This is a genomic window from Streptomyces sp. NPDC030862 (assembly GCF_055571835.1).
The window spans coordinates 255,873-268,842 of record NZ_JBVIEN010000011.1; the positions used below are offsets into that span (position 1 = coordinate 255,873).

Here is a 12,970-nt window from a genome sequence, read left to right on the forward strand (position 1 = left end):
ACGCGGGGGCTCAGACCACCTGGTGAAGCCAGCGGACCGGGGCGCCCTCGCCGGCGTAGCGGAAGGGTTCGAGCTCGTCGTCCCACGGCTTGCCGAGCAGCTTGGCGATCTCCGCCTCCAGCTGGGTCTCGCCCTGGGCGGAGCGGGCCAGGGCGGCGCGGAGGCGGTCCTCGGGGACCAGGATGTCGCCGTGGATGCCGGTGACGGCGTGGAAGATGCCCAGCTCGGGCGTGGCGCTGTACCGCTCGCCCTCTGCCGTCGGGCACGGCTCGGCGGTGACCTCGAAGCGGAGCATCTGCCAGCCGCGCAGCGCGGAGGCCAGCTTGGAGGCGGTGCCCGGTTCGCCCCGCCAGGAGAATTCGGCCCGCCAGGTGCCCGGAGAGGCCGGCTGCCGGATCCAGTCCAGCTGGACCCGCCCGCCGAGCACACCCGCGACCGCCCATTCGACGTGCGGGCACAGCGCGCGCGGTGCGGAGTGTACGTACAGGACTCCACGTGTCGTCACCGGGACCTCCAGTGTGGGACGAGGTTCGCCTTTCCCAGCGGCCTCAGTAAACAGCATCGGGAGCGAAACTCCGCAAAAGGGACAGCATGTGACGTGATGTAATTTACCGGAGCCGGTCGGCAAAGGCGCCTCAGGTTCGACGGGGAAAAGCTACCGTGCGCCGGGCGGCTCGGTATGACGTACGGTCGGTCCCGGTGGCCGTCGACACCAAGCTTTCACTCGCCAGGACGCCGACGAAAGGGCCAGGGGGATGCCCGCCGTGAACAAGCGTTCCGCCGCCGCCCGCTGGGGGGCGGCGGTCCTCGTGATGGCCGCGTGCGCCCTCGCCGGGTGCGGCAGCCCGCCGGCCCCGGCCGGTACGGGGACGGCGGGCCAGCGCTCCTCCCCGCCCGCCTCCCCGTCCGCCTCCTCGTCCGCCTTCCCGTCACCCTCCCCGTCCCCGTCCCGGTCGGACGCGTGGGACCGCAGCCCGGCGTCCCTCGCCGCCGTGGGCGACTCGATCACGCGCGGTTTCGACGCCTGCGCCCTCCTCGCCGACTGCCCCGAGGCCTCCTGGGCGACCGGTACCGACGAGCGGGTGAACAGCCTCGCCTCGCGGTTCGGCGTCAGCCACCGCTGGAACTTCGCCCGCTCCGGCTCCCGGATGGCGGACCTGCCCGAGCAGATGGCCCAGGCCGCGGCGCAGCGGCCGGAGCTGGTGACGGTGATGGCGGGCGCCAACGACGCCTGCCGGGACACCACCGATCTGATGACCCCGGTCGCCGACTTCCGTGCCTCCTTCGAGGAGGCGATGCGGCGGCTGCGCGCGACCGCGCCCACGGCGCGGGTGTACGTGTCGAGCGTGCCCGACCTCAAGCGCCTCTGGTCCACCGGGCGCGGCGACGCGATCGGCGCCCGCGTCTGGGAACTGGGCCTGTGCCGCTCGATGCTCGGGGACGCCCACGACCTGTCGGCCACGGCCGAGCAGCGGCGGGAACGGGTGCACGAGCGGGTGGTCGCGTACAACACGGTCCTGCAGGACGTCTGTGCCGAGGACCCGCGCTGCCGGTACGACGGCGGCGCGGTGTTCGCGTACCGCTTCTCCGCCGAGCAGCTGAGCCCGGACTGGTTCCACCCCAGCAGGGACGGGCAGCGGCTGCTGGCCGAGATCGCGTACCGCACGGTCACGGCTGAGCGTGCTCCGTCACACCACCAGTGAGGTGCTCAGGCGCCGGTCCGTGACCGAGCGGCCGGCCTCGATCGTGTACGTCCCCGGGACCACGGACCACCTCCCCGCCGCCTCGTCCCAGATCTCGAAGGTGCGGCGCGGCAGCGGGACGTCCACGTCGACGGCCTCGCCGGGGGCCGCCTCGACGCATCCGAAGCCCGCCAGCCGGCGCGCCGGGCGCTCGGCGGCGCCCCCGGTCGTCGGGGCGGCGGCCGCGTAGACCTGGACGACCTCGCGGCCGGGGCGGGTGCCGACGTTGCGGATCCTGACCGTGGCGTGGTCCGGGGTCACGTCGAGGGACTCGTACTCCCAGGTGGTGTAGCCGAGGCCGTGACCGAAGGGGTACGCCGGCGTGGCGCCCGACCGCTCCCAGGCGCGGTACCCGATGAAGACGCCCTCGGTGTAGGGCAGGCGGCCGTCGGTGGGGGTGACCTCGGTGACGGGTGCGTCGGTGAGGCGGGCCGGCCAGGTGGTGGGCAGACGGCCGCCCGGTTCCTCGGCGCCGAGGAGGACGTCGGCGAGCGCGGCGCCGCCCTCCTGGCCGGGGAACCAGCTGAGCAGGATCGCGGCGACGTCGTCGCGCCACTCCATCTCGACCGGGGAGCCGGCGTTGACGACCACGACGGTGTTCGGGTTGGCGGCGGCCACGGCGCGTACGAGGTCGTCCTGACGGCCCGGCAGCTTCAGGTCGCGGCGGTCGAAGCCCTCGGACTCGACGCGTTCGGTGGTGGCGACCACGACGACCGCGGTGTCGGCGGCGCGGGCGGCCCGGGCGGCCTCCGCGATCAGCTCGTCGGGGTCGCGGCGCGGGCCGAGGTGGACGAAGGAGAACATCACGCCCGGCAGCGGGACCGCGTGCTCGCGGTCAAGCGGGTGGAGGAGGGACACCTCGACCGGGACGCCCTCGGTGAGGGTGACCCGGCCGCGTTCGGTGGGCGCGCCGAAGAACGCCTCGAAGGGGTCGGACTCGTCGCCCATCTCCTGGACGCCGTCGTAGAGCACCTCGCCCGCGACGGTGAGCGTGAAGGCGCCGAGGCCACGCGTGCCGAAGGCGTGTTCGCCGCTCTCGCGGGGCGTGAAGGTGCCGGTGACCTCGACGCTGTGGAGGGTGTCGTAGGTGACGCCGTCGGGCAGGTCGTCGCCGATCCACTGCACCTGGCCGCTGGGCAGCGAGCCCTCGCCGAGGACGCGGCCGTCGACGTCCCGGCAGACGGCGCGCAGGGTGAAGCCGGTGCCGGCGGGGGCGAGTTCGTCGCTGGGGTCGGCGCCGATCGCGTACGTGAGGGTGTCCGGCGGGAGCGCGGCGGTGAGGCCGTCGAGCGGGGAGACGGTGTGTGCGGGGAAGACCTGGGCGGAGCCGCCGCCGAGGACGCGGGCGTCGCGGGCGGCGGCGCCGATGAGGGCGATCGTGCCGCCTCCGGGGAGGGGCAGGGCGCCGCGTTCGTTGCGTACGAGGACGAAGGAGCGGTGGGCGATCTCGCGGGCGAGGGCGTCGCCGTCGACGGGCTCCGGCAGGCGGGACTCCGGAACGGCCGGTTCCGCGCCGTCCAGCGCGCCGACGCGGGCGGCGAGGCGCAGGACGCGGCGTACGGCGTGGTCGACCGTCTCCTCCGCGACCTCGCCGGCGCGGACGGCGGCGGCCAGCGCCTCGCCGTAGACGGTGTGGGGGCCGGGCATGGCGACGTCGAGGCCGCCCTCGATGGCGCCCTTGGTGGAGCGGGCGGCCATCCAGTCGGAGACGATGAAGCCGTCGAAGCCCCACTCGCCGCGCAGGACGTCGTTCTGGAGGTGGGCGTGCTCGGTCATGGTGACGCCGTTGACCTGGTTGTAGGCGGCCATGACGCCCCAGGGGCGGGCGTTCTTGACGATCGCTTCGAAGGGGGCGAGGTAGAGCTCGCGGAGCGGGCGCGCGGCCACGATGTTGTCGACGGTGAAGCGGTCGGTCTCGGCGTCGTTGGCGACGAAGTGCTTGACGGTGGTGCCGACGCCGCCGTCCTGGACGCCGAGGACGTAGCCGGTGCCGATCTCGCCGGTGAGGTACGGGTCCTCGCTGTACGCCTCGAAGTGGCGGCCGCCGAGCGGCGAGCGGTGCAGGTTGACGGTGGGCGCGAGGAGGACGTGGACGCCCTTGCGGCGGGCCTCCTGGGCGAGGAGGCGGCCGGCGCGGCGGGCGAGGACCGGGTCCCAGGTGGCCGCGAGGGCGGTGGGGGACGGCAGGGCGACGGAGGGGTCGTCGGCGGTCCAGCGGACGCCGCGTACGCCAATGGGGCCGTCGGACATGACGAGGGAGGCGAGGCCGATCTCGGGGAGGGCAGGGAGCGACCACATGTCCCGGCCGGCCAGCAGCCGGGTCTTGGCCTCCAGGTCGAGCTTGCGGAGCGCGGCTTCCACCACCTGTTCGCGGGCTCGCTCGGCGGCCTGCTCGGCGGCATGCGCGGCGGCTTGCGCGGTGCCTTGTGCGGCGGCGTGCTCCGGGGCGTGGTCTCTCGTCACCGTCGTACCTCCTCGTTGACGCGTTGGCGTACCGCCATGGACGTGTGCTGCCCATGGTGGGCCACTTACTTGTAGATCGGTAGGTTTCGTTATGGTTCCGTGATATTACGTGGGCCGGTACGGTCGGTCCCGCGGCGACATGCGACACGACGAAGGGAAGGGCCACGGGCGATGGCAGCGGCGAGGGCCAGGAGTGAGGAGCGGCGGGCGGAGATCGTGCGCGCGGCCCTCGAAGTGATCGCCGAGCGCGGCTACCGGGGCGCGACCCTCGGCGCGGTCGCCGAGCGCGTCGGCCTCACCCAGCAGGGGCTCCTGCACTACTTCCCCACCAAGGAGGCTCTGCTCGTCGCGGTCCTGGAGGAGCGCGACCAGTGGGACACCGGCGGCGCCGCCCGGGAGGGCTGGCGGCTCGATCTGCTCGGCTCCCTCGTCGAGTACAACGCGATGCGGCCCGGCATCGTGCAGACCTTCTCGGCGCTGCTCGGCGAGAGCGTGACGGAGGATCACCCGGCGCGGGACTTCTTCACCCGGCGCTACGCCCAGGTGCGCGGGGAGATGGCGAAGGTGCTGCGCGCCGAGTACGGGGACCGCCTGCCGGGCGGGCTGACGCCGGAACAGGCGGCGCCGCTGCTCACGGCGGTGATGGACGGGCTGCAGTACCAGTGGCTGCTGGACCCGGAGTCGGTGGACATGCCGGCCGCCTTCCGGGACTTCCTGAGGCTGTTGGGGGCGCGGTAGCGTTCCGGGACCCGACGGAAGGATGGCGTCCCGTGTCCCCTGTGCCCCGTTTACGTACGGTCCTGTTGGCGTCGCTGCTGGCCCTCGGCCTCGCCGTGTCCTCCGCGCCCGTACAGGCGGCGGAACCGGCCGCCGCTGTTCCCACCGCCGAGGAGGCGCGCCTCGACAGGGCCGTACCGCGGGAGATCCTGCGGCGGAGCGGATTCGACACCGCGGCCGGGGACTTCGCCGCCGCACTCGAGGAGGCCGGTTCGTACGAGGCGGCCGAGCGTGCCGTCGTACGGCACGGGTCGCGGCTGTGGCGCCGCGCGGTGGACCGGGCGCAGGGGCGCGGTCCCGCGGGCGGCGATCTGAGCCGGGACGACGACCGGCCGCTGTACTGGGCGCGGTTGGGCATGGTTCGCGAGCTGCGCTCCTGGGAGCCGGACTTCGCGCTCTCCGACGCGCGGCGGGCCCGGCTGCTGGACCGGCTGGAGGTCGCCTCGCGCGGGCAGGACACGATCCGCTTCCCGGCCGCGAGGGGCGTGAAGCGCGTCCTGATGACGGGCTTCGACCCGTTCACGCTGGACCGCGACATCCGCATCGGCAACCCGTCGGGCGCGGCGGCCCTCGCCCTGGACGGCACGCTGATCCGCACGGCGGACGGCTCCTGGGCTCGCGTCGAGACGGCGGTCTTCCCCGTACGCTGGCGTGACTTCGCCGACGGCACGGTCGAGCGCGCCCTGCGCCCGCACCTGCCGCGCGTGGACCTCTTCACGACGGTGAGCCAGGGGCGGATCGGCCGCTTCGACATCGAACGCTTCAACGGAGCATGGCGGGGCGGTTTCCCCGACAACGAGAACGCCTCGTCGACGGGGACCGTGCCCGTCGCCGGCCCGGCCTCCCAGCCGCAGTGGACCACGACGACCCTGCCGTACGCGGCCATCACGGCGGCGGACACCGGTCGCTTCCCGGTGTACGACAACACCTCGGTGACCGAGGTCCCCGCCGGCGCGACGGAACCGGTGGTCCGCCCGGGCGGTCCGACACCCGGCTCCACGGCCCGCGCGGGCGGGGGCGGCGACTACCTCTCGAACGAGATCGCCTACCGCGCGACCCTGCTGCGCGACCGGCTGGGGCTGCCCGCCCTGCCGGGCGGCCACGTCCACACGCCGGTGCTGCGGTTCGGCGCGGGCAACACGGACGCGGTGACGGACCCGGAGTTCCTGCGCGACCGCGCGGACATCACCGCCCAGGTGCGGTCGATCATCGCGGTGGCGGCAGGGGCGGGGACGGGGGCGAAGGGCTGACCGGACACGCGCTCAGGGCGAGCTGGTGACGCCCAGGGCGACGCCCAGGCCCACCAGCGTGCCGCCGATGGTGCGGTTCAGGACCTTCTGCGCCCGCAGCATGGCGGTGCGCAGGCGGGTGTGGGAGAAGAACAGCGCGACCAGGGCGAACCAGGCCAGGTGGGCCAACGACATGAACAGGCCGTAGCCCACCTGCCGCCACAGCGGCGTGTCCGGGCCGACGACCTGGGTGAAGGTCGACACGACGAAGAGCGTGGTCTTCGGGTTCAGGACGTTCGTCAGGAAGCCGGTGCGCAGGGCGCCCCAGCGGGACAGGGACGCCTTGTTCCCGAGGTCGACCTCCAGGTCGGCGCGGGCGAAGAAGGTGCGCAGGCCGATGTAGACGAGATACGCGGCGCCCACGAGCTTGATGACCGTGAACAGCGCGGCGTTGGCGGCGATCAGCAGGCCGACGCCCAGCATCGTGTACGTGACGTGGACGAGGACGCCCGCCGCGACGCCCGCCGCGGCTAAGAGGCCCGTCGTGCGGCCGTACAGGTAGCTGTTGCGGACGACCATGGCGAAGTCGGCGCCCGGGCTGATGACGGCGAGGACCGTGATGACGGCGACGGCGATCAGCTCGGCCATGGCGTCAGCCCTTGCGGAGCGGGTCCGGGTTCGGCGGCGTCGCGGTCCGCGGGTCGGGGCCCGCGGGCGGGTGGGCCGCGTACGGGTTCGCCTGGTCCGGGTGCGTGGCATGCGGGTGCGCCGCCTGCGGATGCGCCTGACCCGGGTACGCCGCGTACGGGTTCGCCTGACCGGGATACGCCGTGTTCGGCTGGTCCGGGTTCGGCTGGTCCGGGTTCGCCTCGCCCCTCAGGTCGCGGGCCATCAGCGTCGCGCCCGCCACCGCGCCGGGCATCAGGAACACCGCGACGAAGGGGACCAGGAACGCGAGCGCCAGCGGCACGCCGAAGCCGAGGGTGAGCATGCGGCGTCCGCGCAGGAGGGCGAGGCGCTCCTTGAGCTCGACGCCGCGGCGCTGGAGCGCCACCGCCGTGAGCTCCTCGGCGAGGAAGTAGCCGGAGACGCAGAAGCCCAGCACCGGGACGACGGTCTGGCCGACGACCGGGATGAAGCCGAGGGCGAAGAGGAGGATGCCGTACAGCGCGACGCGTACCAGGACGCGCAGGCTGTCGCGAGCGGAGATCCACAGCTCACGCCAGAGCGGCAGACCGGATTCCGGTACGTCGCCACCCTCGGTGCGGTCGACCTGCTCGGAGAGCGACTCGTAGAAGGGCTGGCCCACGAGGAGCGTCACGGCGGTGAAGGTGATGACGGCGAGGAACAGGCCGAAGGCGAAGACCAGCGCGGTCAGGAAGCCGCGCAGCAGGCCCTGCCAGGGCGAGGACCAGTCGTCCGCGAAGGGCGTCACCCACGCGGTCAGGTCGTCGGCGCCGTACACCAGACCGATCATCGCCCCCGCGTACAGCACGAGGGTGACCAGGCCGGGCAGCAGCCCGAACCCGAACCACCGGCCGTGCCGGCCGACCCATCGCTGGCCCTTCATCACGTAGCCGAAGCCCGCCCCGAGATCACGCATGGGGTCACCCTATGGCGTCACCCGATCGGGGCGCGAGGCGGCCGTGTCACGGGGCCGGCGGTCCGGCGGTCCGGCGGTCCGGGCGGGCAACGTGAAGGGCCGCACCCCCCGTGTGGGGGTGCGGCCCTTGGCACGGGGTGCGATCAGACCGCGAGCTCGACCGTGATGTTGCCGCGGGTCGCCTTGGAGTACGGGCAGACCTGGTGGGCCTTCTCGATGAGGTCCTTGGCGGTGGCCTCGCTGACGTTCGGGATGTTCGCCGAGATCTTGACGATGATCCCGAAGCCCTCGGCGTTCTTGCCGATGCCGACCTCGGCGGTGACCGTCGAGCCGGAGATGTCGGCGCCCTCCTGGCGGGCGACCACGCCGAGCGCGCCCTGGAAGCAGGCGCTGTAACCGGCGGCGAACAGCTGCTCCGGGTTGGTGCCCTCGCCGGAGCCGCCCATCTCCTTCGGCGGGTTGACGACCACGTCGAGCTTGCCGTCGTTGGTGGCGACGCGACCGTCACGGCCGTTCTCGGCGGTGGCGACAGCGGTGTACAGAACGTCGGACTGCGTGATGGACATGTAAGAGGTTTCCTCCTGTGTTGCGCCGCGACTCGCGCCCACGATCGCGGCGGCCTGGGGTGAGCCTAACGGGTGAGCGAAACGATCATCTTCCCGGTGTTCTCGCCCCGCAGCATGCCGAGGAAGGCCTCGACGCCGTTCTCCATGCCCTCGACGACGGTCTCCTTGTACTTGAGCTCGCCGGACGCCAGCCAGCCGGCGACGTCCTTCACGAACTGCGGCTGGAGCTTGGCGTGGTCGCTGACCAGCATGCCCTGGAGGCGCAGCCGCTTGCCGATGACCATGGCCATGTTGCGCGGGCCGGGGGTCGGCTCGGTGTCGTTGTAGCCGGCGATCATGCCGCAGATGGTGACGCGGCCGTGGAGGTTGAGCCGGGCTATGGCGGCTTCGAGGTGCTCGCCGCCGACGTTGTCGAAGTAGACGTCGATGCCGTCGGGCGCGGCCGCCTTGAGCTGCTCGGCGACGGGGCCGTTCTTGTAGTTGAAGGCGGCGTCGAAGCCGTACTCCTCGACGAGGAGCTTCACCTTTTCGTCGGAGCCCGCCGAGCCGATGACGCGCGAGGCGCCCCGGAGCTTGGCCAGCTGGCCGACCTGGCTGCCGACGGCGCCGGCCGCGCCGGAGACGAAGACGGCGTCGCCCTCCTTGAAGGAGGCGGTCTCGAAGAGGCCGGCGTACGCGGTGAGGCCCGTCATGCCGAGGACGCCGAGGTACGCGGAGAGCGGGGCGATCGAGCCGTCGACCTTGGTGGCGTGCTTGGGGTCGAGCTCGGCGTACTCGCGCCAGCCGAGGCCGTGGAGGACGTGGTCACCGACGGCGAAGCCCTCGGCACGGGAGGCGATGACCTCACCGACCGCGCCGCCGTCCATGGGGCGGTCCAGCTGGAAGGGCGGGACGTACGACTTCACGTCGTTCATGCGGCCGCGCATGTACGGGTCGACCGAGAAGTGCAGGTTGCGGACGAGGATGCGGCCCTCACCGGGCTCGGTGACCGGCGCCTCGCGCAGCGCGAAGTCCTCCGGCTTCGGCCAGCCGTGCGGGCGGGCGACGAGGTGCCATTCACGGCCGGACGCGGGAAGAGCGGACATCTGCGTTGCCTCCTGAGACGTGCTTCAGCAATCCTTCAAATTGCTTCACTACCTGAAACAACCATGCGACCGGATATTTCAGGTTGTCAAGTAAATGGGTATTCTGATGTCCATGGCCAGCAGCAGCACCGGTAGTCCGGACAGACCGCGCACGGACAGACCCACGCACAGTCCGCGTACGGATCCGCTCACCCTTGAGGTGGTAGAGCTCATCGGCACGATCGTGGCCCGCTACCACGAGGAGTACGAGCAGGCCGCGGCGCAGCACTCCCTGACCGGCGCGCAGGCGCGGGTCCTGAGGCTGCTGACGCTCCAGCCGCTCCCTATGCGCCGTATCGCGACGTCCCTGCGGTGCGAGCCGTCGAACGTCACCGGCATCGTGGACCGCCTGGAGTCACGAGGGCTGGTGGAACGCCGGCCCGATCCGGCGGACCGCCGGGTGAAAGTGGCCGCCGCGACGGAGGAGGGCCGCGCGACGGCGCGGCGCCTGCGGGACGCGCTGGACTTCGCGAACGAGCCACTGGCGGCGCTCTCGGAGGAGGAGCGCACGGTGCTGCGGGACCTGTTGCGGCGGATGCTGGGCGAGCCGGGGCCGGGGCCTGGCACGGAGCCAGGGCCGGGGGCGGGGCTCGATCCCGTGTAGAGCCCGGACCCAGTGGGCGACCCCGGGTCAGGGGCCCCGGCTCAGGGGCCTCCGCTCAGGGGGCACCGGCTCAGAGGCCTCCGCTCAGGGGCCTCCCCTCAGGGGCCTCCCCTCGGGGGGCTGCTACACGCACCACCAGAGGAACCAGTCGCAGCTCTCCGTCGGCGTCGGGTCCGGGGAGGGCTGGGACGGGGGCTGCTCCGGGGCCGGGTCGGAGGGCGGGTCATCGTCGCCCGGGTCGGGGCCGGGGTCCGGGTCGGTACCGGGGTCGGGCTCGTCCGGAGCCGGGTCCTCCGGCGCGGGAGCGCCGGGCTCACCCGGAGCCGCGGACGCCGTCGGGGCGCCGGGGGCTCCGGGGGCTCCGGGAGCGGACGCTCCGGGGCTCGGGGCTCCGGGGGACGCGGAGGCGCCGGGCACACCGGACGCCTGGGCCCCCTCGCCCTCCCCGTCACCCTCACCGGGTTCGGCGTCGCCGGAGGGCCCGTCGGAGACCGTGGAGGCCGACGCGGTGATCGGGCTGGGGCCGTCGGGGCGCTCGCTGTCGCCGGACGGCTCGTTCGGCGCCGGCTGCGCCGTTTCGGCCATGTCGTCCTGCCGTACGGCGGTGGCGGCGCCGTCCTCGCCGGGATGCTCGATCGCCAGTTCGGCCAGGCTCAGCGCACCGGCCGCCAGCAGCAGGGCGCCGAGACCGATCAGGACCTTGCGGCCGCGCCGCTTGCGGGCACGGCGGCCGGCCGTGCGGCCCCGGCGGCGGTTGGCCTGGGTACGCGCACGGCGAGGGCCCGCGGGCGGTTCCTCGTCACGGCTCAGCTCGATGACGAGGTCGTCCGCCGCAGGCATGTGCGGGTCGTCGTGCCGGAGCTCCTCGGCGGGCGTCCCGCAGCCGGCACAGGCCAGGGCGCCGTTGAGGTGCCGCTGACACTGGTGGCAGAAATCCATGGCGCCCGCAGAGTATGCGGGGACACAACACCGGAGATAGCCGGTGTTGTGAGGATCCTGTGAGGAACCAGCCACCACTCGGCGTGTCCGTTCGGTTCACCCTTTAGGGCCCGGAACGGGGCAGGATGTCCGCATGGTGGACAAGGGACCCTCCGATTCCGTACCCTCCGCCGGCTCGTTCGGGCCGGTCCATTTCCAGCTGGTGCTCCTGCGCCGGATGGCCGACTTCCAACCGGGGCTCGTGGAGGAGGCCAGGCGGGAGCTCGGGGCCTCGATCGCCGACATGCGCGAGGCGAACCGCCGCTGGCAGGCCATGGTGCGGGCGCCCGGCAGGCGGGGGGCGGTTTCCCGCTACCGCTCCGTGCTGGGCGAGCCGGAGTCGCGGGCCCGGCGGCGCATCGGCGACCTGGAGTGCGACGCGCTGCTGTGGCGCCTGCCGCTCTGGCCTGACCTGCGCTTCGAGGTGCTGACCGCACCGGGAGGCCGGGGCGTGTGGAACGAGTGGCTCGTACGCGCCCCCGGCGCACGCGGCCCGGAGCTGCGCACGGCCGCCGACCTGCGCCCGTGGAGCTGCACGGCCGACGAGGTGGCCCGCGCCTTCCCGCCGGCGCGCCCGCAGGAGGGCAGCGCGCCGACCAGGTGGCGACTGGCGTTCACGCTGCCGGAGGGAGAGGCGTGCGTGGCGGAGTTCACGTGGGGGTTGCTGCAGCGGCTCGTGTGACGGGGCCCGGAGCGGTCCGACCTCCCGGCACCCGAGGCCCGCCCCGTACGGCCCCGGGTCCTGTCACCCCGTCAGCTCCCCCAGCGCGCGCCGCGCGCCCGGTGACCGGACGATGCGAAGACGTACCGCTCTCGGGAGGATCGTCACCGTGACCGTCAGTCTTGAGCAGTTGCGCCGCTGCCATGTCGCCGTCGATCTGGGAGCCGCCAGGACCCGGGTCTTCGTCAAGGGCGTCGGGCTCGTCGTCGACGAGCCGAGCGTCGCCGCCGTCAACACCCGCACCGGAGCGCTGATCGCCGTCGGCGAGTTCGCGGAGAAGATGACCGGCCGTACCCCCGACTACATCCGGGTCGTCCGCCCCGTCTCCGGCGGCACCGTCGTCGACATCGAGATGGCCCAGCGGATGCTGCGTCACCTGCTGGGCGAGAAGCTCCGCCGCCAGCTGCGCCGCAAGCCGCTGCTGCGCGCCGCCGCGTGTACACCGCACGACAGCGATCCGCTCGCGCAGCGCGCCACCGTCGAGACGCTCGTCGGCCTCGGCGCCCGGCGTGTCGAACTCGTCGACACCCTCATCGCGGCGGCCGTCGGCTGCGGCCTGCCGGTGGAGGAGCCCACCGCCACGATGATCCTGGTGTGCGGGGCGGCCACCACCCAGGTGGCGGTGCTCTCGCTCGGCGCGATCGTCACCGCCGAGCGCATCCCGGTCGGCGGGAACGCCATCGACCACGCGGTCATCCAGTACCTGCGCCACCAGCACGAGCTGATGCTGCCGAGCCAGTCCGTACGCCCCCTCCAGCTCGCCCTGCACGGCAACGGCCTGACCCCTGCTGGGCCCGCGTCCACCGAGATCCACGGGCGTGACGTGGCCACGGGCCTGGCCCGTTCGGTGCTCGTCGACACCGCCGCCGTACGCCAGGCTCTGCACACCCCGCTGACGGCCGTACTCGACGGCATCGGCAAGGTGCTGCGCGACTGCCCGCCCGACCTGGTGGCCGACCTCGTCGACCGCGGCATCATGATGGTCGGCGGCAGCGCGCTGCTGCCGGGCCTGGACCAGATGCTGCGCGACGCGACCGGCATGCCGGTGCACATCGCGGAACGGCCCGACATCTGCGCCGTTCTGGGACTCGGCGCGATGCTGGAGGGCCGCATCCAGCCGCTGACGATGAACCCGCTCACCGAAGCCGAGTGACCGGAAGCGG

General features: G+C 73.2%; 13 protein-coding genes. 6 read left to right on the forward strand and 7 right to left on the reverse strand.

The window, feature by feature from the left end; genetic code table 11:
- Positions 1–10: 10 nt before the first annotated feature.
- Positions 11–505 (reverse strand): DUF3145 domain-containing protein, encoded by a 495-nt coding sequence (locus tag ACZ42X_RS28405; RefSeq protein ID WP_355355736.1) that lies wholly within the window; start codon positions 503–505, stop codon positions 11–13.
- 250 nt (positions 506–755) lie between these two features.
- Between ACZ42X_RS28405 and ACZ42X_RS28410 the strand changes: the two genes are divergently transcribed.
- Positions 756–1,703: an SGNH/GDSL hydrolase family protein gene (locus ACZ42X_RS28410; RefSeq protein ID WP_468295737.1), complete on the forward strand. Its 948-nt coding sequence runs from the start codon at positions 756–758 to the stop codon at positions 1,701–1,703.
- On the opposite strand, the gene ACZ42X_RS28415 is transcribed toward ACZ42X_RS28410, so the two are convergent.
- Positions 1,689–4,106 carry a beta-glucosidase gene (locus ACZ42X_RS28415; protein ID WP_468295960.1) on the reverse strand — a complete coding sequence of 806 codons (2,418 nt, stop codon included), beginning with the start codon at positions 4,104–4,106 and terminating at the stop codon, positions 1,689–1,691. The genes ACZ42X_RS28410 and ACZ42X_RS28415 overlap by 15 nt on opposite strands.
- 270 nt (positions 4,107–4,376) lie before the next feature.
- On the opposite strand from ACZ42X_RS28415, the gene ACZ42X_RS28420 reads away from it, so the two are divergent.
- Both ACZ42X_RS28420 and ACZ42X_RS28425 read left to right on the forward strand, forming a co-directional pair.
- Positions 4,377–4,943 carry a TetR/AcrR family transcriptional regulator gene (locus tag ACZ42X_RS28420; RefSeq protein WP_468295740.1) on the forward strand — a complete coding sequence of 189 codons (567 nt, stop codon included), beginning with the start codon at positions 4,377–4,379 and terminating at the stop codon, positions 4,941–4,943.
- A 32-nt stretch (positions 4,944–4,975) separates the two neighbouring features.
- A complete protein-coding gene (locus ACZ42X_RS28425; protein ID WP_468295743.1) occupies positions 4,976–6,232 on the forward strand; it encodes a pyroglutamyl-peptidase I in 1,257 nt (418 codons plus the stop codon).
- A gap of 12 nt (positions 6,233–6,244) precedes the next feature.
- Here ACZ42X_RS28425 and ACZ42X_RS28430 read toward each other — a convergent pair whose 3' ends face one another.
- From ACZ42X_RS28430 to ACZ42X_RS28445, 4 genes are all read right to left on the reverse strand, one after another.
- Positions 6,245–6,859: a LysE family transporter gene (locus ACZ42X_RS28430; RefSeq protein WP_468295746.1), complete on the reverse strand. Its 615-nt coding sequence runs from the start codon at positions 6,857–6,859 to the stop codon at positions 6,245–6,247.
- Between the two features lie 4 nt (positions 6,860–6,863).
- Positions 6,864–7,814, reverse strand: a complete 951-nt coding sequence (locus ACZ42X_RS28435) for an EI24 domain-containing protein (protein WP_468295749.1) — start codon at positions 7,812–7,814, stop codon at positions 6,864–6,866.
- Positions 7,815–7,957: 143 nt separating this feature from the next.
- Positions 7,958–8,380, reverse strand: coding sequence for an organic hydroperoxide resistance protein (locus ACZ42X_RS28440; protein ID WP_355355750.1), 423 nt, complete (start codon positions 8,378–8,380; stop codon positions 7,958–7,960).
- A 65-nt stretch (positions 8,381–8,445) separates the two neighbouring features.
- Positions 8,446–9,465, reverse strand: a complete 1,020-nt coding sequence (locus ACZ42X_RS28445; RefSeq protein WP_468295752.1) for an NADP-dependent oxidoreductase — start codon at positions 9,463–9,465, stop codon at positions 8,446–8,448.
- A 94-nt stretch (positions 9,466–9,559) separates the two neighbouring features.
- On the opposite strand from ACZ42X_RS28445, the gene ACZ42X_RS28450 reads away from it, so the two are divergent.
- Positions 9,560–10,108, forward strand: coding sequence for a MarR family winged helix-turn-helix transcriptional regulator (locus ACZ42X_RS28450; RefSeq protein ID WP_468295755.1), 549 nt, complete (start codon positions 9,560–9,562; stop codon positions 10,106–10,108).
- A gap of 123 nt (positions 10,109–10,231) precedes the next feature.
- Here the strand turns inward: ACZ42X_RS28450 and ACZ42X_RS28455 are convergent, their stop codons facing one another.
- Positions 10,232–11,047, reverse strand: a complete 816-nt coding sequence (locus tag ACZ42X_RS28455) for an SCO2400 family protein (RefSeq protein WP_468295758.1) — start codon at positions 11,045–11,047, stop codon at positions 10,232–10,234.
- A gap of 133 nt (positions 11,048–11,180) precedes the next feature.
- Here ACZ42X_RS28455 and ACZ42X_RS28460 point away from each other — a divergent pair, with 133 nt between their 5' ends.
- Together ACZ42X_RS28460 and mreB are read left to right on the forward strand one after the other, a co-directional pair.
- Positions 11,181–11,768 carry a hypothetical protein gene (locus ACZ42X_RS28460; RefSeq protein ID WP_468295761.1) on the forward strand — a complete coding sequence of 196 codons (588 nt, stop codon included), beginning with the start codon at positions 11,181–11,183 and terminating at the stop codon, positions 11,766–11,768.
- Between the two features lie 148 nt (positions 11,769–11,916).
- Positions 11,917–12,960 (forward strand): rod shape-determining protein, encoded by a 1,044-nt coding sequence (gene mreB, locus ACZ42X_RS28465; RefSeq protein ID WP_361413924.1) that lies wholly within the window; start codon positions 11,917–11,919, stop codon positions 12,958–12,960.
- Positions 12,961–12,970 lie beyond the last annotated feature (10 nt).

Coding starts and splice junctions, on each gene's coding strand:
- ACZ42X_RS28410 (WP_468295737.1), top strand. CDS start 756: ATGCCCGCCGTGAACAAGCGTTCCGCCGCCGCCCGCTGGGGGGCGGCG.
- ACZ42X_RS28420 (WP_468295740.1), top strand. CDS start 4,377: ATGGCAGCGGCGAGGGCCAGGAGTGAGGAGCGGCGGGCGGAGATCGTG.
- ACZ42X_RS28430 (WP_468295746.1), bottom strand. CDS start 6,859: ATGGCCGAGCTGATCGCCGTCGCCGTCATCACGGTCCTCGCCGTCATC.
- ACZ42X_RS28435 (WP_468295749.1), bottom strand. CDS start 7,814: ATGCGTGATCTCGGGGCGGGCTTCGGCTACGTGATGAAGGGCCAGCGA.
- ACZ42X_RS28440 (WP_355355750.1), bottom strand. CDS start 8,380: ATGTCCATCACGCAGTCCGACGTTCTGTACACCGCTGTCGCCACCGCC.
- ACZ42X_RS28445 (WP_468295752.1), bottom strand. CDS start 9,465: ATGTCCGCTCTTCCCGCGTCCGGCCGTGAATGGCACCTCGTCGCCCGC.
- ACZ42X_RS28450 (WP_468295755.1), top strand. CDS start 9,560: ATGGGTATTCTGATGTCCATGGCCAGCAGCAGCACCGGTAGTCCGGAC.
- ACZ42X_RS28455 (WP_468295758.1), bottom strand. CDS start 11,047: ATGGATTTCTGCCACCAGTGTCAGCGGCACCTCAACGGCGCCCTGGCC.
- ACZ42X_RS28460 (WP_468295761.1), top strand. CDS start 11,181: ATGGTGGACAAGGGACCCTCCGATTCCGTACCCTCCGCCGGCTCGTTC.